This window comes from Catellatospora sichuanensis, assembly GCF_007483665.1.
GTDB classification, from domain to species: domain Bacteria; phylum Actinomycetota; class Actinomycetes; order Mycobacteriales; family Micromonosporaceae; genus Catellatospora; species Catellatospora sichuanensis.
This window is the reverse complement of the sequence record NZ_VIQO01000030.1, coordinates 51,948-74,414: the sequence shown is the minus strand read 5'-3', so window position 1 is coordinate 74,414 and position 22,467 is coordinate 51,948. Positions and strand designations below refer to the sequence as shown.

At 71.5% G+C, this 22,467-nt stretch carries 26 protein-coding genes; 16 read left to right on the top strand and 10 right to left on the bottom strand.

Features of this window, described 5'->3' with window-relative positions; genetic code table 11:
* Positions 1 to 59: 59 nt before the first annotated feature.
* From FLL47_RS34105 to FLL47_RS34095, 3 genes are all read left to right on the top strand, one after another.
* Positions 60 to 965, top strand: a complete 906-nt coding sequence (locus tag FLL47_RS34105) for an ABC transporter ATP-binding protein (RefSeq protein ID WP_144126772.1) — start codon at positions 60 to 62, stop codon at positions 963 to 965.
* Positions 962 to 1,819 carry a hypothetical protein gene (locus FLL47_RS34100; RefSeq protein WP_222106321.1) on the top strand — a complete coding sequence of 286 codons (858 nt, stop codon included), beginning with the start codon at positions 962 to 964 and terminating at the stop codon, positions 1,817 to 1,819. The genes FLL47_RS34105 and FLL47_RS34100 overlap by 4 nt, the downstream gene beginning before the upstream one ends.
* Positions 1,820 to 2,166: 347 nt before the next feature.
* Positions 2,167 to 2,895, top strand: a complete 729-nt coding sequence (locus FLL47_RS34095) for a DivIVA domain-containing protein (protein ID WP_144126771.1) — start codon at positions 2,167 to 2,169, stop codon at positions 2,893 to 2,895.
* Positions 2,896 to 2,912: 17 nt separating this feature from the next.
* Here FLL47_RS34095 and FLL47_RS34090 read toward each other — a convergent pair whose 3' ends face one another.
* On the bottom strand, positions 2,913 to 4,127 hold the full coding sequence (locus FLL47_RS34090) for an epoxide hydrolase family protein (protein WP_144126770.1): 1,215 nt from the start codon (positions 4,125 to 4,127) through the stop codon (positions 2,913 to 2,915).
* A 242-nt stretch (positions 4,128 to 4,369) separates the two neighbouring features.
* Between FLL47_RS34090 and FLL47_RS34085 the strand changes: the two genes are divergently transcribed.
* From FLL47_RS34085 to FLL47_RS34075, 3 genes are all read left to right on the top strand, one after another.
* The gene (locus tag FLL47_RS34085) at positions 4,370 to 5,248 is read left to right on the top strand and encodes an aldo/keto reductase (RefSeq protein ID WP_186316070.1); all 879 of its coding nucleotides are present in this window, start codon (positions 4,370 to 4,372) and stop codon (positions 5,246 to 5,248) included.
* A gap of 68 nt (positions 5,249 to 5,316) precedes the next feature.
* Positions 5,317 to 6,585 carry an MFS transporter gene (locus FLL47_RS34080; protein WP_246159028.1) on the top strand — a complete coding sequence of 423 codons (1,269 nt, stop codon included), beginning with the start codon at positions 5,317 to 5,319 and terminating at the stop codon, positions 6,583 to 6,585.
* Positions 6,586 to 6,744: 159 nt separating this feature from the next.
* Entirely contained in the window at positions 6,745 to 8,142 is a 1,398-nt protein-coding gene (locus FLL47_RS34075) for a carbohydrate-binding protein (protein WP_144126768.1), read from the top strand.
* 58 nt (positions 8,143 to 8,200) lie between these two features.
* Here FLL47_RS34075 and FLL47_RS34070 read toward each other — a convergent pair whose 3' ends face one another.
* The 3 genes from FLL47_RS34070 to FLL47_RS34060 form a co-directional block, all read right to left on the bottom strand.
* Positions 8,201 to 8,617: a GNAT family N-acetyltransferase gene (locus tag FLL47_RS34070; RefSeq protein ID WP_186316069.1), complete on the bottom strand. Its 417-nt coding sequence runs from the start codon at positions 8,615 to 8,617 to the stop codon at positions 8,201 to 8,203.
* A 98-nt stretch (positions 8,618 to 8,715) separates the two neighbouring features.
* Positions 8,716 to 9,372: a response regulator gene (locus FLL47_RS34065; RefSeq protein ID WP_144126766.1), complete on the bottom strand. Its 657-nt coding sequence runs from the start codon at positions 9,370 to 9,372 to the stop codon at positions 8,716 to 8,718.
* Positions 9,369 to 10,553 (bottom strand): sensor histidine kinase, encoded by a 1,185-nt coding sequence (locus FLL47_RS34060; RefSeq protein ID WP_222106320.1) that lies wholly within the window; start codon positions 10,551 to 10,553, stop codon positions 9,369 to 9,371. The genes FLL47_RS34065 and FLL47_RS34060 overlap by 4 nt, the downstream gene beginning before the upstream one ends.
* Positions 10,554 to 10,684: 131 nt before the next feature.
* On the opposite strand from FLL47_RS34060, the gene FLL47_RS34055 reads away from it, so the two are divergent.
* The 3 genes from FLL47_RS34055 (at position 10,685) to FLL47_RS34045 (ending at position 13,495) form a co-directional block, all read left to right on the top strand.
* The gene (locus tag FLL47_RS34055) at positions 10,685 to 11,248 is read left to right on the top strand and encodes a hypothetical protein (RefSeq protein WP_144126765.1); all 564 of its coding nucleotides are present in this window, start codon (positions 10,685 to 10,687) and stop codon (positions 11,246 to 11,248) included.
* Positions 11,249 to 11,437: 189 nt separating this feature from the next.
* Positions 11,438 to 12,835, top strand: a complete 1,398-nt coding sequence (locus FLL47_RS34050) for a serine/threonine-protein kinase (RefSeq protein ID WP_246159027.1) — start codon at positions 11,438 to 11,440, stop codon at positions 12,833 to 12,835.
* 18 nt (positions 12,836 to 12,853) lie between these two features.
* Positions 12,854 to 13,495 (top strand): hypothetical protein, encoded by a 642-nt coding sequence (locus tag FLL47_RS34045; RefSeq protein ID WP_144126764.1) that lies wholly within the window; start codon positions 12,854 to 12,856, stop codon positions 13,493 to 13,495.
* Between the two features lie 52 nt (positions 13,496 to 13,547).
* Here the strand turns inward: FLL47_RS34045 and FLL47_RS34040 are convergent, their stop codons facing one another.
* A complete protein-coding gene (locus FLL47_RS34040) occupies positions 13,548 to 14,102 on the bottom strand; it encodes a TetR/AcrR family transcriptional regulator (protein WP_246159025.1) in 555 nt (184 codons plus the stop codon).
* 105 nt (positions 14,103 to 14,207) lie between these two features.
* Between FLL47_RS34040 and FLL47_RS34035 the strand changes: the two genes are divergently transcribed.
* Positions 14,208 to 14,726, top strand: coding sequence for a DoxX family protein (locus tag FLL47_RS34035; RefSeq protein WP_144126762.1), 519 nt, complete (start codon positions 14,208 to 14,210; stop codon positions 14,724 to 14,726).
* A gap of 5 nt (positions 14,727 to 14,731) precedes the next feature.
* Here the strand turns inward: FLL47_RS34035 and FLL47_RS34030 are convergent, their stop codons facing one another.
* A complete protein-coding gene (locus FLL47_RS34030; protein WP_144126761.1) occupies positions 14,732 to 15,271 on the bottom strand; it encodes a hypothetical protein in 540 nt (179 codons plus the stop codon).
* Positions 15,272 to 15,585: 314 nt separating this feature from the next.
* On the opposite strand from FLL47_RS34030, the gene FLL47_RS34025 reads away from it, so the two are divergent.
* Entirely contained in the window at positions 15,586 to 16,173 is a 588-nt protein-coding gene (locus tag FLL47_RS34025; protein WP_144126864.1) for a TMEM165/GDT1 family protein, read from the top strand.
* A gap of 123 nt (positions 16,174 to 16,296) precedes the next feature.
* Here the strand turns inward: FLL47_RS34025 and FLL47_RS34020 are convergent, their stop codons facing one another.
* Positions 16,297 to 16,779 (bottom strand): MarR family transcriptional regulator, encoded by a 483-nt coding sequence (locus FLL47_RS34020; protein WP_144126760.1) that lies wholly within the window; start codon positions 16,777 to 16,779, stop codon positions 16,297 to 16,299.
* A gap of 96 nt (positions 16,780 to 16,875) precedes the next feature.
* Between FLL47_RS34020 and FLL47_RS34015 the strand changes: the two genes are divergently transcribed.
* A complete protein-coding gene (locus FLL47_RS34015; RefSeq protein WP_144126759.1) occupies positions 16,876 to 17,541 on the top strand; it encodes an NAD(P)-dependent oxidoreductase in 666 nt (221 codons plus the stop codon).
* 5 nt (positions 17,542 to 17,546) lie between these two features.
* Entirely contained in the window at positions 17,547 to 17,891 is a 345-nt protein-coding gene (locus tag FLL47_RS34010; protein ID WP_144126758.1) for a DoxX family protein, read from the top strand.
* A gap of 63 nt (positions 17,892 to 17,954) precedes the next feature.
* Here FLL47_RS34010 and FLL47_RS43275 read toward each other — a convergent pair whose 3' ends face one another.
* From FLL47_RS43275 to FLL47_RS33995, 3 genes are read right to left on the bottom strand one after another with little or no spacing between them, the layout of a single operon-like run.
* Positions 17,955 to 18,317, bottom strand: coding sequence for a hypothetical protein (locus tag FLL47_RS43275; RefSeq protein ID WP_186316068.1), 363 nt, complete (start codon positions 18,315 to 18,317; stop codon positions 17,955 to 17,957).
* A gap of 31 nt (positions 18,318 to 18,348) precedes the next feature.
* Complete coding sequence (locus FLL47_RS34000; protein ID WP_144126757.1) at positions 18,349 to 18,828, bottom strand: SRPBCC family protein; 480 nt, start codon at positions 18,826 to 18,828, stop codon at positions 18,349 to 18,351.
* Between the two features lie 33 nt (positions 18,829 to 18,861).
* Positions 18,862 to 19,239 (bottom strand): winged helix-turn-helix transcriptional regulator, encoded by a 378-nt coding sequence (locus FLL47_RS33995; RefSeq protein WP_144126756.1) that lies wholly within the window; start codon positions 19,237 to 19,239, stop codon positions 18,862 to 18,864.
* Between the two features lie 129 nt (positions 19,240 to 19,368).
* Between FLL47_RS33995 and FLL47_RS33990 the strand changes: the two genes are divergently transcribed.
* The 3 genes from FLL47_RS33990 (at position 19,369) to FLL47_RS33980 (ending at position 22,414) form a co-directional block, all read left to right on the top strand.
* Positions 19,369 to 19,734, top strand: coding sequence for a DoxX family protein (locus tag FLL47_RS33990; RefSeq protein ID WP_144126755.1), 366 nt, complete (start codon positions 19,369 to 19,371; stop codon positions 19,732 to 19,734).
* Between the two features lie 542 nt (positions 19,735 to 20,276).
* Positions 20,277 to 21,653, top strand: coding sequence for a helix-turn-helix domain-containing protein (locus FLL47_RS33985; RefSeq protein ID WP_144126754.1), 1,377 nt, complete (start codon positions 20,277 to 20,279; stop codon positions 21,651 to 21,653).
* A 230-nt stretch (positions 21,654 to 21,883) separates the two neighbouring features.
* Positions 21,884 to 22,414 (top strand): DUF4240 domain-containing protein, encoded by a 531-nt coding sequence (locus tag FLL47_RS33980; RefSeq protein WP_144126753.1) that lies wholly within the window; start codon positions 21,884 to 21,886, stop codon positions 22,412 to 22,414.
* Positions 22,415 to 22,467: the final 53 nt, after the last annotated feature.

Sequence of the window (22,467 nt, the reverse complement as noted above, 5' to 3'; positions counted from 1 at the left end):
CCGCGCTTGCCGTCCGCGGCCCGATGCGGGCGGCCGCCGTGCCGGACAGGATCGTTCCCATGATCGAAGTCATCGGCCTGACCAAGCGCTACGGCGGCAAGACCGCCGTCGACGACCTGTCCTTCACGGTGCGGCCCGGGCACGTCACCGGTTTCCTCGGCCCGAACGGCGCGGGCAAGACCACCACGCTGCGGGTCATTCTGGGCCTGGACGCGCCCACCGGCGGCGCGGCGACGGTCGGCGGGGTGCCGTTCCGCACGCACCGGCGTGGCCTGCATCACGTCGGTGCGCTGCTCGACGCGCAGCAGGTGCACGGCGGGCGCAGCGCCGCGTCGCATCTGAGTGCCCTGGCCCGCAGCAACGGCATCGGCCGGCGGCGGGTCGGCGAGGTGCTGGCCGAGGTGGGACTGACCGACGCGGCGCACCGCCGCGTCGGCGGCTTCTCGCTGGGTATGAAGCAGCGGCTGGGCATCGCGGCGGCGCTGCTGGGCGACCCGCCGGTGCTGATGTTCGACGAGCCGATCAACGGCATGGACCCGGAGGGCGTGCGCTGGGTGCGCCACCTGTTCCGGCGGCTGGCCGCGCAGGGCCGCACCGTGTTCCTGTCCAGCCACCTGATGACGGAGATGGAGCACACCGCCGACCACCTGGTCGTGATCGGCCAGGGCCGGCTCATCGCCGCCGATCCGCTGCGCACGTTCGCCGACCGCGGCACCGGGCAGTTGGTCACCGTGCGCACCCCGCAGACCGCCGTGCTCGCCGCGGCGCTGACCGCGGCGGGCGCCGTCGTCGACGCCGCACCCGGCCACCTCGACGTACGCGGGCTGTCCGCCGAGCGTGTCGGCGCGCTCGCCTTCGCCAACGCCGTCGAGCTGCACGAGCTGACCACCCGCACCGCCACCCTGGAGGAAGCCTTCATGGAGATCACCGCCGGTCACGCCGACCACCTGGCCGGGTCCCGATGACCACGTCCCTGCACCCGGCCCCGCCTGCCGCCGCCCGCGCCCGCGCCGCCGCGCCGCGGGCCCGCTTCACCGATCTGGTCGCCGCAGAGTGGATCAAGCTGTGGTCGCTGCGGTCCACCCCGTGGACGCTCGGCCTGGCCACGCTGTTCGTCGTCGCAGCGGCCGCACTGGCGGCCAAGGCCGACTACGACAACTTCCCCTTCTACGAGCCCGAGACGCAGCGGGAGCACATGTTCTCCCTTGGCGACGCGTTCCCGCAGGAGGGCTATCTGACCCTCATGCTGGTCGCCGCCAGCCTCGGCGCGCTCACCGTGGTGTCGGAGTACGGCAGCGGCCTGATCCGGACCACGACGGCGGCGGTGCCCGCCCGCGGCGCGGTGGTGCTGGCCAAGGCGGTGGTGACGGCCGGGGTCTGGACCGTGACCGGCGTGCTCATCGCCGGCGGCTCGTTCGCGGTCTCGCAGGCGATCCTCGCCGGGCGCGACGCCGCGGTGTCGGTCACCGACCCGGTGTCGGTGCGCGCCATCGCCGCGTCGGCGCTGCTCGCCCCGGTCTGCGCGCTGATCGGCCTGTGCCTGGGCGTGCTGATCCGGCACACCGCCACCACCCTGGTCACCGCCACGTTCCTGCTGCTGATGCTCCCGACCATGTTCTCCTCGGACAAGCGCTGGTCGGCCGAGCTGGGCCACCTGATGCCCGGCATCGCCTGGAACCGCCTGACCACCGACTGGATGCCGCCACCGCATCCCGGCTACTACCCCGCCACCGTCACCGAGTCCTGGCTCGTCCTGGCCGCCTGGCCGCTGCTCCTCCTCATCCCCGCCGTGCTCACCATCCGCCGCCGCGACGTCTGAAAGGAAGGGCACCTTCACAACGCCATGCGTTGTGGAAGGTGCCCTTCCACACCCTGACCGGCAAGTGACCTGGACGTCGACCTGCGCGCGCGGCACGCCGCGGGCCCGGCACGGCACGGCACGGTGCCCGACGGGACGTGACGGCCTTCGGCTGTCGGGATGTGCGCACATCGACGCAGGTGCAGGCCGCGTGTCCCGCAGGTCGGCGGAGCGGGTGACGCACCTTCCCCGCCAGCGGCGGGGCGACTACCATCGGCGCTGTTCTCGACGGTGCAAGCTGCGCGGGAACGTCGACCCGGGCCGGCGGGAGTCGCGGCGTCCGAACACTGGGGTGAGGAGAACCTGCGATGACCGACAACCGGCTGAAGGGTCGAGTGAAGGGCCTGTTCAGCGGCCCGGCGGAGAACGAACCGATGGAGCAGCAGAACAGCAGCGTGCTGGCCGACCCGGAAGCGGAGCGGCAGGCGCTGCAGGTGCTGGTGCTGGCCCGGCGCACCGCCGACGAGCACGTCGCCAACGCGCAGGCCGAAGCCGACCGGATCAAGGGCGACGCCCGGGCCAAGGCCGACGACCTGGCCCGCGACGCGCGCGGCATCGTGGAGAGCGCCCGGCAGGAGGCGGCGCAGATCCAGGCCGCCGCGCAGGCCAAGGCCGTGGAGATCAGCCGCGAGGCCCAGTCCCACGCCGAAAGCGCCCGCCGCGAGACCGAGCACATGGTCGCCGACGCGCGCGCCACCGCGACGAAGATCGTCGATGCCGCCCAGGCGAAGGCCGACGACCTGGAGCGCGACGCCCTGCAGCAGTACGAGGACGTGGTCGGCAGTCTGGAGGGCAAGCGCTCGGTGCTGCAGCGGCGCATCGAGGCGCTGCAGAACTTCGACCGCGACTACCGGGCCCGGCTGCGCAAATTCATGAACAGCCAGCTCGACGCCCTCGACCTGGACGAGCACCCGGTGCCCGAGGACGACGACGAGCAGCTCGCCGACGTCTCGGTCCCGTCGGAGCGCCAGCAGCCCGCGGTGGTACGCCGCCAGCCGGCCGCCGTGGTGGTGCCGCAGGAGCGCCGCCGCCCCTGAGCGTCGGCAGCACCGGCCTACCGCAGCGACCGCAGGCCGGTGCGGACCTCGTCCACGAACGCCGTCGGCTGCTCCCAGGCCGGGAAGTGTCCGCCCTCGGGCAGCCGGTGGTAGTGGACGAGCTTCGGGTACGCCTTCTCCGCCCAGCTTCTGGGCGGCAGGTAGATCTCGTCGGGGAAGACGCTGACGGCGACCGGGATCTGCACGCCCTTGACGCCGAAGAACGAGAACCTGTTCTCCGCGTACAGGCGCGCCGAGGAGACACCGGTGTTCGTCAGCCAGTACAGCGTGATGTTGTCGAGCACGTCGTCGCGGGTCAGGCCTTCGCGCACACCGGCGAAGGACCGTGAGATCAGCGCGAGGGTCTTCGGGTCGAGGTCGAGCATCCACGACGCCAGGAACGTCGGCGAGTCCGCCAGCCCGGTCAGCGTCTGCGGCCGCGACCCCATCTGCAGTGCGTACGTGACGTGCTTCCACACGAAGTCGAGCTGCTCGCAGGCGGCCCGTTCCTCGTCGGACAGTCCGGCCGGCAGGTGCGCGAGCGCGTCGGCGGCGCCGACGATGTTCTGCTGGAACAGGTTGTCGATCTCGGCGGGCACGACACAGGCCATGTTGGTGTGCATGCCGACCAGTCCGGCCACCTCCTGCGCGGCCATCAGGTCGACGACGATCGCGCCCCAGTCGCCGCCCTGCGCGACGTAGCGGTCGTAGCCGAGGCGCGTCATCAGCGCGGCCCAGGCGCGGCCGATGCGGTCGGGGCCCCAGCCGGTGGTCGTCGGCTTGCCGGAGAACCCGTATCCGGGCAGCGAGGGGATGACCACGTGGAAGGCGTCGTCGGCGCTGCCGCCGTACGAGGTCGGGTCGGTCAGCGGCTCGATGATCTTCAGTAGTGAGACGACCGAGTAGGGCCACCCGTGCGAGACGATGATCGGCAGAGCGTTCTCGTGCTTGGACCGGACGTGGATGAAGTGGATGTCCAGCCCGTCGATCTCGGTGAGGAAGTTCGGCAGGGAGTTCAGCCGCGCCTCGCACCTGCGCCAGTCGTACTCCTCGACCCAGTAGCGGGCGAGTTCGCGGATCGTGGCCAGCTGCGTGCCCTGCGACTGGTCGTCGACGGTCTCCTCGTCGGGCCAGCGCGTGTGCATGATCCGGTCTTGCAGGTCCTTGAGTTCGGTGTCGGGGATCACGACCCGGAACGGCCGGATGGCCGACGTGTCGGTGCCAGCGGACATGGTGGCGTTCCTCGCTGAGCTGATCGGAGAACGGCGCTCGCTCCGACTCGGGCGAATCCAGCCTGAACTCCCTGTTCGCCTCATGGTAGGGCGGAATCGGAGGGTGGCGTTGCCGGAACGGCGATCCCGAACACCCGGTCGCAGCGCTCTCCCGACACTAATAACTTAACAAGGATCTTGGCGTAGCGCCATCGGGCACTTGACGGACTGTGCAGCTCAGTGGCGCTGACTATGGTCAGCCGATGCCTACTCCCCTGATCAATGCGAGCTCTGCGGGCACCTGGACGCTCGGTGACCTGACCGTCAACCGGATCGGATTCGGCGCGATGCGGCTGCCGGGCGGCGCCAACTACGGCTACGACTCGTCCAGCGACCGCGACCGGGTCATCGGCGTGCTGCGGCGCGCCGTCGAGCTCGGCGTGAACCACATCGACACGGCGTCGTTCTACTTCTCGCCGCTGCGCTCGGCCAACGAGCTGATCAACCGGGCGCTGGCCCCGTACGCCGACGACGTCGTCATCGCGGTGAAGGTCGGGCCCGGCCGTGATCCGTCCGGCGAGTGGCTGCCGCTGGCCCGGCCCGACCAGCTGCGCGGGCAGGTCGAGGAGAACCTGCGCCAGCTGGGCCGCGACCACCTGGACGTCGTCTACCTGCGCCAGCACGGCCTGGAGTCGGTCGCCGAGCACTTCGGCGCGCTGTCCGAGCTGCGCGATGCGGGACTGATCCGGCACCTGGGCCTGTCCAACGTCCGGCCGCAGCATCTGCCCCAGGCGCAGGCCATCGCCCCGGTGGTGAGCGTGCAGAACCTGTACGGCGTCGACACCTGGCGGAGGCACGACGAGTTCCTGCGAGTCTGCGGCGAGCAGGGCGTCGCGTTCGTGCCGTTCTACTCGGTCGCCGGCGAGGGCAAGGAATCCGGCGGCGTCGCCCGCAACGACGCGATCCTGGCCGTGGCGAAGGCTCACGGCGCGACCGCGGCGCAGGTGCGCATCGCGTGGACGCTCAGCCGCGGGCCGCACATGCTGGCCATCCCCGGCACCGGCAACCCGGACCACCTGGTGGAGAACATCGCCGCCGGGGCGCTGGCCCTGTCGGCCGACGAGCTGGCGGGCCTGGAGTAGCCCCGGCCCGGTCATCGTCCATTTCGATGCGATCAGTTTTCATTCCACGGGGGAAGGAACCGCACCTCTTGACGACCACCACCAGTCAACCCACCGCCCCGACGCCGAACCGATCCTGGCTGGTCAGCCGAGGGTTGATCCCCGATCACGGCCCGCAGCGCGTGATCGCGCTGGCCACCTTCGTCAACATGGTCGGCACCGGCGTCTTCATGACCAGCGCCGCGCTCTTCTTCACCCGCTCGGTCGGCCTGCCGCTGACCAAGGTCGCCCTGGGCATGGGGATCGCCGCCCTGGTCGGCATGCTTGCCGGGATGCCGGTCGGGCATCTCGCCGACCGGCGCGGGCCCCGTGAGATCTACCTGCTCACCCTGATCGTCCGGGCCGTCTCCATGGCGTCGCTGGTGTTCGTCCACACGTTCTGGTTGTTCGTCGTGGTGGTCTGCCTGACCCAGCTCGCCAACTCCGCCGGTGGGGCGGCTCGCGGGCCGCTGGTGCGGGGCTTCGGCGGCACGAACCTGACGGAGTTCCGCTCCTACCTGCGCTCGGTCGCCAACCTGGCCGGGTGCTGCGGGGCGCTGGCGGCGGGCACCGCGGTGCAGCTGGACACGCGTGCCGCATACCTGGCTCTGGTGCTGGGCAACGCGCTGAGTTTCGTGGCGTGCGCGGCGATCATCACCCGGCTGCCGTCACTGCCGCCGGTCCCGGCGCCGACCGAGTCGGGTCGCTGGGTGGTCCTCAAGGACGCTCCCTACCTCGTGGTCACCGGGCTCGACGCCGTCATGTCGATCCAGGGTCAGGTGCTGGTCTTCGCGCTGCCGTTGTGGATCACGCTGCGTACCGACGCGCCGCGCTGGTTCATCGGGGTGGCCGTGGCCGTCAACACCGCCCTGGTCGCGGCTCTGCAGGTCAGGGCGAGCCGGGGCATCGACACCGGCTCGGCCGCCGGCCGTGCGCTGCGCCGTTCCGGCCTGGCGTTCCTGATCGGCATGGCACTGATGGCGGCGACGGCGGGGATACCCGGATGGATCGCCGTGGTGCTGCTGACCGTCGGGATCGCCGCGCACACCGTCGGCGAGCTCTGGCACGCGGCCGCCTCGCTCGAGTTGCAGTTCCGGCTCGCGCCCGCGCACGCCCAGGGCCAGTACACCGGCGTGTCCGGGTTCGGCACGGGGCTCGCGAACGTGGTGGCGCCCTCCGTGCTCGGCCTGCTCTGCGTCGCCTGGGGGGCGCCCGGCTGGCTGCTGATGGGCGGGGTCTTCGTCGTGGTAGGACTGGGCGCGCCCCACGTCGTGCGGTGGGCCGAGCGGACACGTATGCACGCGGCACACGCCGCCTGACACCCGCGATCGGCTCGGGCGGTCCGGAGTTCACCCGGGCCGCCCGGCAGCGCCTGACCTCGACTGCGGGCCGTTACGCGGCTCCACATCCGACGGACGCGCATATTGGCATCCGTCCACCCATAGACATTGACAGTAAAGCTTCCTAATAATGACGCCATGCCGAACTCCTCTCGCACGCTGCGCCGCTCGGCGCGCTGGGTGATCGCCCTCGCCACCAGCGCGGCGGCCACCCTCGCGGTCGCGGTCGTATCCATGCCGAGCGGCCAGGCCGCTCCGACCCCGGTCGCCGCCCTCGTCGCCTGCACCGCTCCGGCCTGGGCCGAGGGCAACACCTACACCGCCGGCACCCAGGTCACCTACAACGGCCGGCTCTACCGCGCCCTCGTGACGCACACCGCCCACGTCGGCGCCGGCTGGAACCCCGCGGCGACCCCCTCACTCTGGACCGACCTGGGCGTCTGCGACGGCACCCCGCCGTCGCCGTCGGCCTCGCCGTCCCGGCCGCCGTCGCCGTCCCCGTCGGCGTCCCCCTCCAAGCCTCCGTCGCCGTCCCCGTCGGTCTCGCCGCCGCCATCGCCGTCCACCTCCCCCGGCGGCACCACGTGCCCCGTGAAATCCCGCCCGGCCGGCAAGGTCCTGCACGGGTACTGGGAGAACTGGGACGGCTCGTCCAACGGCGTGCACCCGCCGTTCGGCTGGACGCCGATCACCGACGCCCGCATCCGCCAGCACGGCTACAACGTCATCAACGCGGCGTTCCCGGTCATCCGCTCCGACGGCACGGTGCTGTGGGAGGACGGCATGGACGCGGGCGTGAAGGTCGCCACCCCGGCTGAGATGTGCGCGGCCAAGGCGGCCGGCCTGACCATCCTGATGTCGATCGGCGGGGCCACCGCCGGTATCGACCTCAGCTCGTCCACGGTCGCCGACCGGTTCGTCGCCACCGTCGTGCCGCTGCTGAAGAAGTACAACTTCGACGGCATCGACATCGACATCGAGACCGGCCTCACCGGCAGCGGGAACATCAACACGCTGTCGACCTCGCAGGCCAACCTCATCCGCATCATCGACGGCGTGCTCGCGCAGATGCCGTCGAACTTCGGCCTCACCATGGCCCCGGAGACGGCGTACGTCACCGGCGGCAGCGTCGTCTACGGCTCGATCTGGGGCTCCTACCTGCCCATCATCAAGAAGTACGCCGACAACGGCCGGCTGTGGTGGCTGAACATGCAGTACTACAACGGCAGCATGTACGGCTGCTCCGGCGACTCCTACTCGGCTGGCACGGTGCAGGGCTTCGTCGCGCAGACCACCTGCCTCAACAACGGCCTGGTCATCCAGGGCACCACCATCCGGGTGCCCTACGACAAGCAGGTCCCGGGCCTGCCCGCGCAGGTCGGCGCCGGCGGCGGCTACATGTCGCCGTCGCTGGTGTCGCAGTCGTGGAACAGCTTCAACGGCCAGCTCAAGGGCCTGATGACCTGGTCCATCAACTGGGACGGGTCGAAGAACTGGACCTTCGGCGACAACGTGAAGTCGCTGCAGGGCCGCTGACCCGCACGTTCCCGGGCTCCGTCACCGCCTCACCGCAGCGGTGACGGGGCCCGGCTGGTCAGCCCCGGTACGGCCCGACCCGGTAAACCCCGGTCATCGCCGGGTCCTGGCGGTAGCCGAAGGTCTCGTACAGGCGCATCGAGTCGCCCGCCGCGAACAGCCCGACGAACGAGCGCGGACCCGCCTGCGTGGCGATCCACCGCTCCAGCGCCGTGACGATCGCCCGGCCCACACCGCGCCCCTGGTGGGCGGGCAGCACCGCGATGTCGTGCAGGTAGAAGTAGATCGCTCCGTCGCCGAGGACCCGCCCGACGCCGACGACCTCGCCCTCGTGCACCGCGACGACGGCGTGCCGGGTGCGTTCCAGCGACAGCGGCAGGGCATCGAGGTCGTACGCGTGCTGCCAGCCCACCGCGCTGGTGACCGCGATGAATTCGTCGAGCGTCGGCAGCCTGTCGATCACGTCATAGGACACGGGCGGCGACTTTAGCTGACATATACGGAAACGTCCGCTCGCCACTCCGCCCCTGTCACCCCGGCATCGCCGCTCATGAACGGCCCCGGCACGCGCAGTCAGTCCGGCGGGCGCAGGCCGCGCTCGCGGGCCAGGATCGCGGCCTGCACCCGGCTGCGCAGGCCGAGCTTGGCCAGGATCCGGCTGACGTGGGTCTTCACGGTCGCCTCGGCCATCGCCAGCGCGTGCGAGACCTCGCCGTTGGACATGCCCGCGCCGAGGCAGCCGAGCACCTCCTGCTCCCGTCCGGTCAGGGTGTCCAGGTCGGGGGAGGCCGCCGGGTCAGTCCACTGCGGCGCGGCCAGGAACCGGTCCAGCAGCCGGCGGGTCGCCGCGGGCGCGATGATCGCGTCGCCGCGCGCGACGGTGCGCACCGCGTCGGCAAGTGCCCCGGCTTCGATGTCCTTGAGCAGGAAGCCGGCCGCCCCGGCGCGCAGGCCACCGAAGACGTACTCGTCGAGGTCGAAGGTGGTCAGGATGAGGACCTGGGCCAGCCGCTGCGCGACGATCTCACGGGTCGCGGCGATGCCGTCGAGCACCGGCATGCGCACGTCGAGCAGGGCGACGTCGGGGCGCTTGCGGCGGCACAGCTCGACCGCCTGCGCACCGTCGGCCGCCTCGCCGACGACCTCGATGTCGGGATGGGCACCCAGGATCAGCACGATGCCCGACCGCACCGCGGGCTGGTCATCGGCGACCACCACCCGGATCGTCATACCCCGGCCTCCTCGGTGTGTCGCACCGGCAGCGACGCGCGCAGCCGCCAGCGGCCGTCCTCGGCACCGGCGGTCAGCGTGCCGCCCAGCAGCGCCGCCCGTTCCCGCATGCCGATCAGGCCGTGCCCACTGCCCGGCGTGGACCCGTCCGGCCGCAGCGCGTTGTCCGTCTCGATCAGGACCCGGTCGGCGTCGACGTCGACGCGCAGCACGGCCGCGCCCGCGCCGTGCTTCCACGCGTTGGTCAGGCTCTCCCGCACGATCCGGTGCGCGGCGAAGTCGACGCTGACCGGCAGCGCCCGGTCCAGGCCGCGCACGTGCAGGTCGACGGCGAGCCCGTCAGCGCGCGCCTGCGCGACCAGCTGCGGCAGCGACGCCAGCCCGGGCCGGGTGGCCGGATCGGCGTGCCCGGCGTCGCCGTCCTCGCGCAGCAGGCCGATCATCCGGCGCATCTCGGCCAGCCCCGAGACACTGCTCTCCCGGATCTGCGTGACGGCCTGGCGCACCAGTTGCGGGCTGAGGTCGGGCGCGGACAGCACGGCCGTGGCGTGGATGGCGATGGCACTGAGCTGGTTGGCGACCACGTCGTGCAGCTCGCGGGCCATCCGGGCGCGCTCGTCGGCGACGGCCTGGCGACGTTCCCAGGCGGCCAGCCGGGCCGTCTCCTCGGCCCGCAGCCGCTGGATACGGGCCTGGTCGCGATACTGCCGGACGCTGATGCCGGTCACCGTCGGCAGCACCGCGATCAGCGCCACCACCAGGCCCAGCACGACGCCGCGCCAGCTGCCGGAAGCGGCCACGCCCGCCACCGCGGCCAGCACCGAGGCGGCGACCCAGCCGAAGAGGTTGGCGCGCCACAGCCACGGCCGTCCGTAGACGCACGCGTCGTAGACGACCTGCGTGAAGATCAGCGCGGTGCCGAGCGAGCCGCCCAGCAGCGTGTCCGCGGCCAGCGCCACCACGCCGATCGCCTCGGCCGTGCCCGGCGCCAGCCGCCGCAGCAGGCAGCAGCCCGCCATCACCGTCATCGGCACCAGCAGCACCCAGTGCGGGGCGTCGGACCACAGGCTCGCGCCGAAGAACATGCGCCAGCCGCCGACCGCGTACAGGACCAGGCCGCCGAGGAAGGAGACCAGGCTGATCGCCAGGTCGGTGCGCCAGGATGGCCAGCGTGCGGTCACCTGATGATCACAGCACACCGCGCGGGCCGGCACGACCGGCCGGCGACCGAGGCCGCCTACATCCTTCGGTGTACGCCGGGTTCATGCCGCACGCCGAGGCGGGCCGCCCCGCAGCCGGACATGATCGGATCATGTTGCTGGTCGTCATCGCCGCCTGCGAGGTCGGTTTCTGGGTCATCCTCGGCGCCGGGCTGGTCGCCCGCTACCTGCTGCGCTGGCAGCGGGTATCGACCGTGCTGCTGGTCGGCGTGCCCGTCACCGATCTCGTGCTGCTCGGCGCGACCGCGCTCGACCTGTCCCGTGGGGCGACCGCCACCTGGGCACACGGGCTCGCCGCGGCATACCTGGGCTTCTCGGTGGCGTTCGGCCCGTCGATGGTCCGCTGGGCCGACGTACGCTTCGCCCACCGCTTCGCCGGCGGGCCCGCGCCGGTCCCGCCACCCCGCTACGGCCCGGCCCGCACCCGCCACGAATGGCGTGAGTGGGGCAAGGCCCTGATCGCCTGGGCGATCGCCGTGGCCCTGCTCGGCGCGGCGATCCTGGTCGTCGGCGACGCCGACCGGACCGCGGAGCTACAGGGCTGGATCGGCCGCCTGAGCCTCGTCCTCGGCATCTGGCTGATCGGCTGGCCCGTCTACTACACCGTCTTTCCGAAACGCGACCCGGCCGTCCGCGACGGCAGCGCCGCGTCCTGACACGACGGCCGTAGCCCACGGCATCCGGCCGCCGGAGCAGGGCGGTCACGTGGGCGGCAGACACCTGTTCCGCACGCGCTCACCTCATCTTCGATGTGTCCACATCGCAGATGAGGTGAGCGTCGGCGTTGACAGTCGCACCGCCTTCCCCGCGACGGCGTGCCGGCGGCGTTCGATTTAATGTCTGGCATGACCACGACCCAGCCCATGAGGCTCAACGGCCGCTACCGCCTGGACGCGCGGATCGGCGCCGGCGGCATGGGCGAGGTCTGGCGGGCCACCGACGAACTGCTGGGCCGGACGGTCGCGGTGAAGACGGTGCTGCCCGCGCTCGCCGACGACGCCGACTTCGCCCGCCGGTTCCTGGCCGAGGCACGGGCGATGGCCGGGGTCCACCACCGCGGCGTGGTCGCCATCCACGATCTGTACCACGGCCCCGAGGGCGCGTTCCTGGTTATGGAGTTCGTCGACGGGGAACCCCTGTCCCAGGTGCTGACCCGCTACGGCCGGCTCGCCGCGCCGCCCGCGCTGCACCTGGTCGGTCAGGCCGCCGACGCGCTGCACGCCGTGCACGGCCGCGGCATCGTGCACCGCGACGTCAAACCCGGCAACATGCTGGTACGCCCCGACGGCACACTGCTGCTCACCGACTTCGGCATCGCCCGCCGCGACGGCGCGACCGCGCTGACCGCGACCGGCGCGGTCATCGGCACCCTGTCCTATCTGGCCCCGGAGCAGGTGCTGGGCAACCCGGCCACACCCCGCAGCGACGTGTACGCCCTCGGCGTCGTCGCCTACGAGTGCCTGTCCGGGAGGCGGCCGTTCACCGCCGAGAACCCGTTCGCGGCCGCCATGATGCGCCTCAACCAGACTCCCCCGCCGCTCGGCCCCGACGTGCCCGGCCCCGTGGCCGCCCTGGTCGAGCGGGCCCTGGCCGTCGAGCCGGGTGACCGCTGGGCGTCGGCCGCCGCGTTCGGCACCGCGATCGCGCAGGTCGCCGCGGCCCTGCGCAGCAACGCCGCACCTGCGTCGGGGCCCGTCGCCGCCGAGGAAACCGTGGTGCAGCGGCGTGCCCCACTGGCCCCGACGCTCGTGGAACCGGCCCTTGCCGCCACCGGCGCGTCATCCGCCGAGGCCACCGTCCTCACACCTCGGCCGAACGCCGCCCAGCCGCTCGCCCCCGGCTCGGCCGCACCCGGCGGCGTGACAGTGCCGCCCGGGTTCCGGCCCCGCGACGGCTACTACGTGCCCGTCGAGCCGATGTGCTGGGGCGGCCTGGTCATCCCCGGCGGCCTGGGCCGCACGCCACGGCGGATCGCGCCCGACGAGGAGCACTACTGGGAGACGTTCGCCGCGGCGGAGCTGCCCGAGGAGGCGGTCTACCTGCGGCAGGAGGAACTGCTCGGGCACCCGGCGGTGGCCGCGGTGTGCACGGCCCGGGTGCTCGCCGCGTGCAGCCGCGACCCCGCCCGCACCAACGGCTGGGAACTGGAGCCGTGGCCGGTCCAGCTCGGCCGGGACCGCTGGGTCTTCCACTGTCTGGCCTCCCCCGGCACGGGCGAATGGCTGGGCAGCGAGTTCACCTGAGACGACATACTCATCGGCATGGCTCCCCTCGCCCGACGCAGCGTGGTCTTCGCCGGGTTCGCCGCGGGCGCCGCGCTCGCCGCGTACGCCCTGCACGACGTCAACCTTGACGCCTGGTCGTGGTTCAACTTCGACCCGCAGGGATTCGACCAGGAGTTGCAGGCCTGGCTGACCGCGGGCGCGTTCGCGGCCACCTCCGGCACCCTGGTCGCGCAGCTGAGTGCGCTCCTTTTCGGATGGTACTGCCGGCGGACCGGCGCGGGCCTGCCGACAGCGGTGGCCGCAGGGCTGGGCCTGGCCCTGGTGCAGCCGGCGGTCGCGGTGCCGATGGCGGCAACCCGCCTGAACGGCACGGGGATGGCGATCGAGATGGCCCGGCACGGTCACCCGTTCGACCCCGCACTGTGGCGGCAGCCGGTGGTGGTGACGGCCGTCCTGGTCGCCGTGCTGAGCTGCCTGGCCTGGGCGGCCATCGGGTACACCGTCGCCCGGCGCACCGGGCACGTGGTGTCCGCCGTGCTCCTGGTGCTCGCCGTGGCGCTCTACAGCGCGTTCCAGAGTCTGCTCATCGGCACCGCACTGTGGTGGGCTCCGGTCGTGCTCCTGCTCGTGCCGTGCCTGGCCGCGGCGCTGCTCGCACGGCGGCCGGTCCGCCTTTAGCCCCGGCCACCGACCGTCATCGGCTGTCCCGCGCGAGACGCTCCGCCAGCCGTCAGCGTTCGAGGAGCCTGCGCAGCACGGGCCGGGCCGCGTCGACCGGGTCCGAGCCGGCCGGTTCGGTCAGCGCCCCGGCCAGCCAGAGGCTGGCGAAGCCGTGGGCGATCGACCAGCCTGCCCGTGCCGTGTTCTCGCTGCCTGCCGCGGAGCCTGCGACCGCGCGGGCGCCCTGCGCCAGCAGTGCTCCGGCCCGCTCCCGCGCCTGCTGTACGGCGTCGTCGTCGGCGCGGTAGAGCTTCGGCTGGAACATCACTCCGAAGTGGACCGGATGCTCGGTGGCGAAGCGGACGTAGGCGAGTCCGGCCTCCAGGAAGTCCGGCCCGGCCTGCTTCAGTGTCGCGGCGAGCAGGTCGAATCCCTCCGCGGCCAGCGCCGTCAGCAGGCCGGCCTTGTCGCCGAAGTGGTGCGCGGGGGCGGCGTGGGAGACCCCGGCGCGGCGGGCCAGCTCACGCAGGCTCCAGCCGTCGAGTCCGGATTCGCCGATGGCGTCGACCGCGGCGTCCAGCACCGTACGCCGCAGGTCTCCGTGGTGGTATCCGATCGTCCTCACGTCCTTCCGCAGTGACCGAGGTCTCCATCTTTCCATTGACAAGTTCCTCGTGTCCAGACTACCGTCGGTCTCGAACTTGTCAATGACTAGATCAGGGGAAACGCCATGACACTCGCCGTACTGATCATCGGCCTGCTGGTCCTGCGCGGGCTCGGCGCGCTCGGCGTGCGCAGGTTCGCCACCTGGGCCGCGAGCGGCGCCCACGCACTCGCAGTGATGCTGGTGATGACCGCGAGCGCGCACTTCGTCCCGGCCGACGTGACGGTCATGCCGACCCACGCCGACCTCGTGGCGATGGTGCCGCCGTTCGTGCCCGCCCCCGACGCCATGGTGTACGCCACCGGCGTGCTGGAACTGCTCGGCGCGATCGGCCTCGTGGTCACCCGGACCCGCCGGGCCGCCGGACTGTCGCTGGTGGTGCTGTTCCTGCTGCTCCTGCCCGCCAACGTGTACGCCGCGGTCGCCGACGTGCCGTTCCACGGCGAGCCCGCCTCGCCGCTGTGGCAGCGCATCCCCGAGCAGGTGCTCTACATCGGCGTCGCACTCGCCGCGGCGCTGTCGGCGCCGGCACGTCGACGGACCGCCGACACCCGACCGGTCACGGTGACCGCCACCGCGGCGTGACCTCATCAGCGAGCAGGCTCGGCCTCCGGCCGGGCCTGCTGCGAGCCGGCTGCACTGAACCCGAGCAGGGCGATGCCGCCGAGCACGCCGGTCCACGGCGACGCGGCCTCCGTGACGGTCAGTGCGAGCACTCCACCGGCGATCGCCAGGCCGATCATGGTCCAGCCCAGGCGGGCGAAGACCGGTGCGCGGAAGGCTCCCGCGAACGGCAGGAAGTGCGCACCCACCACGAGCACCACCCACGGCACCGTCAGCAAGGGCTGGTGCAGGACGTTGTTGATGAGACCCGCGCCGACCGGGATGCCCAGCGCCATCGCCGTCACCGAGGTGCCGTAGACCCGGATCGCCTGCCGCGACGGCGGTTCGGCCGGGCCCTGGGCACTGGCCGGCCGGATCACCGCGAACCACACGACCGCGACGAAGGCCAGCCCTCCGAGGACCCGTACGAGCGTGTTCACCGGCGCGGGCAACTGCCCCGCGTTGACGAGAATGAAGACAAGGCCGCCGATGGAGCCGATCATCGCTCCGATACGTTCTCCGCGCATCGCCTGATCCAACCATGATCACTCAGCGTGACACGCGCCGGTACGAATCAGGCGAACGCGGAAACCCCGACGCACCAAGGCATGTGTCCCCCGCCACTCGACCCGCCGCGAACGGGCCCGACTGATATAGCGTCGGCGGCGCGAAGGGGAGTAGCTCCCAACGTGGTGGTCGACATACTGGCCCGCTCCGGCGGTCCCGGCCACCCGACCTGGCTTCCGGCCAGGTGAGCGAGACCTTCGACTCAGGCAGTCCATGCCGGGTCGAGGTCGTCGCGCGCGCCTTCCACCCGGTGAACATGTCCCGGGAGGACAAAGTGGAAGGTTTCCTCGCCGCTCTGGCGATCAGTTTCGGCGTGATCTTCGTGGCCGAGCTCGGTGACAAGTCGCAGTTGATGGCGATGACGTTCGCCACCCGCTACCGCACCGGCATCGTGCTGACCGGCATCACCATCGCCACCGCCGTGGTGCACCTGGTGTCGGTCGGGGTCGGGGTCGGGCTGGGCAGCGCGCTGCCGACCGGCTGGATCGCGCTGGCGGCGGGCCTGGCGTTCCTGGCGTTCGCCGCCTGGACGCTGCGCGGCGACAGTCTCACCGAGGAGGAGAAGTCCAAGGCCCAACGCGGCGGAAAGTCGGCGCTGTGGGCCGTGGGCGGTGCGTTCTTCCTCGCCGAACTCGGCGACAAGACGATGCTGGCGACGATCACCCTGGCCACGCAGCACGGCTGGTTCGGCACCTGGTTCGGCTCGACGGTGGGCATGGTCGCCGCGGACGCGCTGGCCATCCTGGTCGGCAGGTGGCTGGGCCGCAGCCTGCCGGAGCGGGCCGTGCGCTACGGCGCGGCCGCGCTGTTCGTCCTGTTCGGAGTATGGCTCCTGGTGGACGCCGTCGGCCAGCTCGCCTGAACATCGTGCGGTCGGCTCCCGCGGTCCGTTGTGGCCGCGGGGCCAGGCCCCGGTCAGGTAACCTGCGCGGCAAGAGTGCGGCCCGGCATGCCCTTTCCGCCACTGCAGCCACCGGGAGAGCCGTCAGCTGCCCGCCAGCTCCTCGGTGGCTCCGCGGCCGGCCTCGATGGCGCGGCTGAGAAAGCCGGCGACGACGTCCAGTTCCGCGTCGGTGTAGCCGGCGCAGATGTCGTCCATGGCGGAGTTCATGCCCGCCAGCAGGCCGTACATCTCGCCGGCGCGGTCGGGCAGGGCGCGCACGGTGACACCGCGGCGGTCGGCCGGGTCGCGTTCGCGGGCCACCCAGCCCGCGCGTTCGAGCCGGTCGAGGATGCCGGTCATGGTGGCCGGGTGCAGCCCGGCCCGGCGTGCGACGGCGCTGGGACTCAACGGCCCGTGCCGGCTGATCAGGTCGAGGCAGTCCATGTCGACGTCGTTGAGCTCCAGGCGTGCCCCGACCTGCCGGTTGAGCATGGCGAGCTGGTTGCGCAGCTCGCGCAGGTCGCCCTTGATCTCGTTGGTGAGCCGCCGTCGTGCACGCGCGTCGCCAGGTGTTACGGAACTCATATTGTACGAACCTCAGACTGAAGTAATACGATTCTCATATTGTACGGGAACCGGCTTCGGTTGGGCGGCGATCACGCCGCAAGGAAGGAACTGACGATGAGACTCACCATATTCGCGGCGACCGGGGGCATCGGCCGGCAACTGGTGGACCAGGCCACCGCCGCCGGTCACCAGGTCACGGCGGTGGTGCGCGACCCGCGGCGGCTGCCGTCCGGCGTCCGCGCGGTCACCGCCGACCTGTCCGCGCCCGACCCGGCCGCACTGAAGGACGCGGTGTCCGGCGCGGACGCCGTGCTGTCGGCCCTCGGGCCGCGCACCACGGCCGACGCCGGGATCACCGCCCCGGGCACACGCGCCATCGTCGCGGCGATGGCCGCCACCGGCGTACACCGCATCGTGGTCGTCAGCGCCGCGCCGGTCGCCACCGTGCCCTCCCCCGGCCGGCCGCACCCGCCCCGGCACGACCCCGGCGACGGCCTGTTCATGCGATACGTGGCCGGACCGCTCGTCAAGGCCGCGCTGCGCAAGCACTACGACGACCTGGCAGTGATGGAGGACGTGCTGCGCGACAGCAGCCTTCACTGGACCTCGGTGCGCCCGCCGCGCCTGACCGACGGGCCGCGCACACCCGCCTACCGCACCGCACTGGGACGCAACATCCGCGGCGGCGTCACGGTCTCCCGCGCCGACGTGGCGCACTGCATGCTCGACGCGCTCGCCCGGCCGGAGACCGTCGGCCAGACCGTCGGCATCGCCCGGTAGCCGCCATGTACGCGCTCTACCTGACCGTGACAGCGATGGCGGCGGCCGCGAACCTGTTCTCGGCCGGCTGCGACTTCGCCCGCTTCGAGCGGGTCGCCGTCGCCATGGACCAGGCCGGCGTGCCGCAGTCGTGGATGACCGCGCTCGGGACACTCAAGGCCGCCGGGGCGCTGGGGCTGCTGGCGGGGATCGCGCTGCCCGCGCTGGGCATCGCCGCGGCCACGGGGCTGGTGCTGTTCTTCCTCGGCGCCATCGCCGCCCACGTGCGGGGCCGCTACCACGACTTCGGGCTGCCGGTGGCGTTCCTGGCCCTTGCCGCCGCCGCTCTCGTCCTGCGGATCGCGGCCTGACCTGATGAAACAGCGTCGGCCTGTCCGACCGAGACCGGACAGGCCGACGCGCCGGCGATGCCGCTACCCGCGATCACGGACCAGCTTCACCGTCAGCTCGGTGTCGTTGTGGTGACCTTCGAAGTCGGAGAACTCGGCGGCGACGAACGTCCAGCCGCCGTCGGCGATGATCGCACGGAGCTTGTCCATGGGCAGCCGGACCGCCTCCACGGGCATCTCCCACTCACCGACGACGACCTCCTCGGCCCGCTGCGCCAGCTCGTCGAACGTGGCCAGTTCGTCCGGCTCGTCGTCGGCGACCTCCTGCCACTGTCCGTCGGCCGCGCGGCGCAGCAGCTCGGCCTCCATGGCCTCGACGCCTTCGATGGACTCGTCCCAGTCGTGTTCGTGGAAGGAGAAGCGGAGCAGCACGCTTTGCTCGGTCATCGGCGGATCGTACAGCGGACCGGCGACGGTCTCAGCCTGCGTCGACCGCCGCCAGCACCGCCGGATCCTCGCAGCCCCGCGCGAAACCCGCGATGCGGCGGCGGATGTCCCGGCCGAGCAGCCACACGCCGATCCAGTCGGCGATCGGTCGGATCAGCGCCGGCCGGGTGCGGAAGTGGTAACGCCACGTAGCGACCGTATAACCCGGCTCCTGTGCCGGAGCGAAGCGCCAGCCGCCGGCCATCATCTCGAAGAACCACGGCCCCCGGACCATCTTCATGCCCACGTTGGTGGGCGGGGCGTAGGAGACGTACTCGCTGACCATGGTCAGGCCGTGCCGGGACCGGGTGAACGTGCGTACGCCCTTGCCGGGCCGGGCCGCGCCGTCGAGCAGGTGCTGCTCGCGCACGAACGGATCCCAGCGGTAGCGCGTCTCACCGGTGGTCTGCGACACCGCGAACGCGACCGCGGGCGGGACGGGAACGATCGCGACGGCCTCCACGACGGGCATCGGGCCATCCTGTCATGCGGAGCCCCGCCCGGATCACCCTGTCCGCGCCTGGTAGGCGGCCCGGCTGGCCTCGATGTGCGGGACGTGCTCGATGGCCCATCCCGCCAGCGCAAGCGCAGGCGGGATGAGGCTCGTGCCGGTGTCGGTCAGTGCGTACTCCACCCGGGGCGGGACCGCTGCGAACACCGTCCGAGCCACCAAACCGTCACGTTCGAGGTTGCGCAGGGTCAGCGTCAGCATTCGCTGGGAAATCCCCGGTATCTGCTGGTGCAGTTCAGTGAAGCGCAACGTGCCCTGATCGAGGGTCGCCACGATTAGCAGCGTCCATTTGTTGCAGATCTGATCGAGGATCGCCCTGATCGTCTGGCCGCCGTCTCCCCGGATCATGCACGTGTGCTCGTACTCCGACATGACAACTCCCTGTGCCTCACGCACACACATGTGCCTTTTGTAAGCAGTTCGACGGTGACGCATCATGTAGCAACTTCCGGATGGTAACCGTCCTGCTCACCCCCACGTTTCGTCACCGAGGGAGCCCCCATGGAACTCGCCTACTGGATCGTCGCGGCGCTGCTCGCGATGTTCTACCTCTACGCCGGCGGCAAGAAGGTCGCGCAGAGCCAGGAGCAGCTCCAGCCGATGATGGGCTGGGTCGACCGCGTCCCGATGCCGCTGGTCAGGACCATCGGGGCGCTGGAGATCCTCGGCGCGGCCGGGCTGATCCTGCCGCCGCTGACCGGAATCGCGACCTGGCTCGCCGTCGCCGCCGCGATCGGCCTGGTCCTGATCCAGGTCGGCGGCATCGCGGTCCACCTGTCTCGCGGCGAGGCCCGCCTGATCGGCCTCAACATCGCTCTGCTCGTGGCCGCCGCCGCGACCGCCTGGCTGGGCACGACCTGGCTCTGAAGCACCCGGCCTGCCCTCGCAGCGGCCGCAGCCAGGCGAGGGCAGGCCGAAATCACCGGGTCCTCGGGCCGCACCAATGTGTCAGGCGGGAAAGAAGACCAGCCAGCCGCCGCCTACACCCCTGCTTGCGCGGCCGGTCACGCCGGATCACAGGCAGCACTTGAGTCGCCTCGACCAATGCCACCCGCGCCGCGTAATGATCGCGCATCTGCGCGCACGACGCCGCCACCGGGCATGGCCACGACCGGCCACACCGGCACATCCCAGCGCCAACCCTGACGTGTTCGGACAGGATCTGCTCTGCCGCGGAGATCTGCTGGTGGGCATACGCGACGAACTGGTCGGCTGTCATCATCGAGCCCCTCCTAGTTGACGCGAGGTCCCGCGACGGCACGCGGCGCGGTGCGTGAACCATCGCGGGACCTCCGGCAGCGCGAGCCGGGAGAAGCCGCTGCCTGATCAGCGTCTCGTCCCCGACCGAGCTTGTGAACCGGTTCGCTGTTGCGGCAACATCGGCAACGACGGATGCAGAGGAGGTCGTTGTGACCGGCCAGGACAGCGATGCGGTACGCCGACTCTTCGGCCTGGTCCTTCGCCACCTGCGCCGGCAGGCGGGACTGTCGCTCCGCGATCTCGGCGAACGCAGCCTTTACGACTACAGCCGCATCTCCCGGGTGGAACGCGGCGAACACCTGATCGACCCCGAACTGGTGCCCTCCTTGGATCAGGCGCTCAATGCCAACGGCTTGCTGATCTCGCTGCGAGCGCTGATATCGACGAACGGGACACCCGCGGAGATGCCACCGGCCGGCCTGATCGGTGGGTTTCCCATCGCCGACGGCGATAGCGTGACGGTGGAGTTCCGATTGTCAGGCCGAAGGGAGGCGCGAGTGAGCCTGTCACGTCGCGAGTTCCACCGTCTGATGGCCACCGGCGCGTTCGGTGGTGCGCTCCGCGCCGACCTGACCGATACCGACCTGGCCGAACGCGTCAGCAGGGCGGTCGGGGAACCGCAGCGTACCGACCCGCAGGTGCTCGACTACTTCCGCACGCTGCTCGAACAGCACTTCGTCGCGGACAAGATGCTCGGTCCGCGAGCCCTGCTAGGCCAGGTTCACGCGCAGATCGAGATTCTCGATGGGCTGCGTCGCGGTGGACGGCCCGGCACCAGCGAGTCGACGCTACGGTTGCTCGCCCGGTACGCGGAGTTCGCGGGCTGGTTGCATCAGGACTGCGGCGACGTCGCGTCGGCGATTTTCTGGTCGGACCGGGCCACTCAATGGGCGCAGGCGATCGGCGACCAGCCGTTCGTCGCGTACCTTCTGGTCCGCAGGAGCAACATCGCGATGATCGACCGCGACGGGGTCGACGTCGTCGAGTTGGCCGCCGCTGCACAACGTGTTCCCGGCCCGATCAGCCCGAGGTTACGCGCGCTCGCCGCCCAGCAGGAAGCACGCGGATGGGCGATGCACGGTGATGCCGACAGCTTCCGCGTCCGGCTCGACGTCGCCGCCGACCTGCTGCACGACCACCCCGATGGCGTCGACGAGAACGCACCCGTCTACCTGCATCGCTATGACCTCGCCGCGCTGGAGGAGCAGTCCGCCACCGGCTATCGCGACTGCGGCCACGCCGACACCGCCGTCGCCATCCTCGAACGCCGGATCGCGGACACCCCTGCTCATCTACAGCGCGATCAGGCCCATCAATGGGTCAAGCTGGCCAACGCGGTGCTCAAGTCGGCACAACCCGATCCGGAACGCGCCGCGGCCCTTGGCCTGCGCTGCGTATCGGCCGCGCGGACGACCGGGTCGGCGCGCATCGTCGGCGAGCTGCGCACGCTCAGCCGGACGCTCAGCCGGCGGTGGCCTGATCTCTGCCAGACCGAGGAGCTGCGCGACGCCCTCGCCACCGTGTGACGCCGGTCTACGCAGCAAGGCAGGCGTTGTACGAAATCTCAGGTGCCCGTCGATTATTGGCGACGGTAAACCTCGGTACCTGTTCATCGACGACGCATCAGGTGGTGACGAGCAGTACCGTCTCTGACCGTGCTCAACATCGCCCGGCTCGTGGCAGCTGCCGCGACCGCCCGGCTTAGGCCGACCGGCTCCGGCCGCGATGTCCCAGCCCGCTGTCATACTCCTGCACCGTGAGCATCGAGGAGTTCTGGCAGGTGGTCGAGAAGGCCCGGGAGTCGGCGGCCGACCCGTCGGACGCCGAGGACGTCGCCGAACGGACTCTGGCGCTGTTGACCGCCCTGCCCGCGGAGAAGGTCGCGCTGCTGGCACAACCGCTGTGGGACCTGCGTGCCCAGTCCTACAGGCGGGGCCTGTGGCATGCGGCGTATCTGATCAACGGTGGCTGCTCCGACGACGGTTTCGAGTACTTCCGCGGCTGGCTGCTCACCCAGGGACGGGAGGCGTTCGAGCGCGCGGTGGCGGATCCTGACACCCTCGCCGACCTGCCTGCGGTCCGGCATGCCGCCGCCGTTGACGAGCGCGACCTCGAATGCGAGTCCATGTACGGAGTCGTGTGGGACGCGTACGAGGTCGTGGCGGGCGGCCAGGAGCTGCCCGCGGTCACCGGTCGTTACCCGGAGCTCGGCCCGGGGTGGGACTTCGAGGACGTCGACGAGGACCGCCGACGCCTGCCGAGGCTCGCCGCACTCTTCGACGGCTGAGCGCGGTGTTCGACGCGTCGCCTCCGTCTGCCGTACCGGGGGGAGTCGACACC

What these genes read in the sequence shown, in the direction of transcription:
- FLL47_RS34045 (WP_144126764.1), top strand. Translation starts at nt 12,854, where the DNA reads ATGGCTCCCCTCGCCCGACGCAGCGTGGTCTTCGCCGGGTTCGCCGCG.
- FLL47_RS33995 (WP_144126756.1), bottom strand. Translation starts at nt 19,239, where the DNA reads ATGTCGGAGTACGAGCACACGTGCATGATCCGGGGAGACGGCGGCCAG.
- FLL47_RS34100 (WP_222106321.1), top strand. Translation starts at nt 962, where the DNA reads ATGACCACGTCCCTGCACCCGGCCCCGCCTGCCGCCGCCCGCGCCCGC.
- FLL47_RS34030 (WP_144126761.1), bottom strand. Translation starts at nt 15,271, where the DNA reads ATGCGCGGAGAACGTATCGGAGCGATGATCGGCTCCATCGGCGGCCTT.
- FLL47_RS33990 (WP_144126755.1), top strand. Translation starts at nt 19,369, where the DNA reads ATGGAACTCGCCTACTGGATCGTCGCGGCGCTGCTCGCGATGTTCTAC.
- FLL47_RS34050 (WP_246159027.1), top strand. Translation starts at nt 11,438, where the DNA reads ATGACCACGACCCAGCCCATGAGGCTCAACGGCCGCTACCGCCTGGAC.
- FLL47_RS34015 (WP_144126759.1), top strand. Translation starts at nt 16,876, where the DNA reads ATGAGACTCACCATATTCGCGGCGACCGGGGGCATCGGCCGGCAACTG.
- FLL47_RS34075 (WP_144126768.1), top strand. Translation starts at nt 6,745, where the DNA reads ATGCCGAACTCCTCTCGCACGCTGCGCCGCTCGGCGCGCTGGGTGATC.
- FLL47_RS34090 (WP_144126770.1), bottom strand. Translation starts at nt 4,127, where the DNA reads ATGTCCGCTGGCACCGACACGTCGGCCATCCGGCCGTTCCGGGTCGTG.
- FLL47_RS34095 (WP_144126771.1), top strand. Translation starts at nt 2,167, where the DNA reads ATGACCGACAACCGGCTGAAGGGTCGAGTGAAGGGCCTGTTCAGCGGC.
- FLL47_RS34020 (WP_144126760.1), bottom strand. Translation starts at nt 16,779, where the DNA reads ATGAGTTCCGTAACACCTGGCGACGCGCGTGCACGACGGCGGCTCACC.
- FLL47_RS34055 (WP_144126765.1), top strand. Translation starts at nt 10,685, where the DNA reads ATGTTGCTGGTCGTCATCGCCGCCTGCGAGGTCGGTTTCTGGGTCATC.
- FLL47_RS34065 (WP_144126766.1), bottom strand. Translation starts at nt 9,372, where the DNA reads ATGACGATCCGGGTGGTGGTCGCCGATGACCAGCCCGCGGTGCGGTCG.
- FLL47_RS34000 (WP_144126757.1), bottom strand. Translation starts at nt 18,828, where the DNA reads ATGCCCGTCGTGGAGGCCGTCGCGATCGTTCCCGTCCCGCCCGCGGTC.
- FLL47_RS34035 (WP_144126762.1), top strand. Translation starts at nt 14,208, where the DNA reads ATGACACTCGCCGTACTGATCATCGGCCTGCTGGTCCTGCGCGGGCTC.
- FLL47_RS34085 (WP_186316070.1), top strand. Translation starts at nt 4,370, where the DNA reads ATGCCTACTCCCCTGATCAATGCGAGCTCTGCGGGCACCTGGACGCTC.
- FLL47_RS34010 (WP_144126758.1), top strand. Translation starts at nt 17,547, where the DNA reads ATGTACGCGCTCTACCTGACCGTGACAGCGATGGCGGCGGCCGCGAAC.
- FLL47_RS43275 (WP_186316068.1), bottom strand. Translation starts at nt 18,317, where the DNA reads ATGACCGAGCAAAGCGTGCTGCTCCGCTTCTCCTTCCACGAACACGAC.
- FLL47_RS34105 (WP_144126772.1), top strand. Translation starts at nt 60, where the DNA reads ATGATCGAAGTCATCGGCCTGACCAAGCGCTACGGCGGCAAGACCGCC.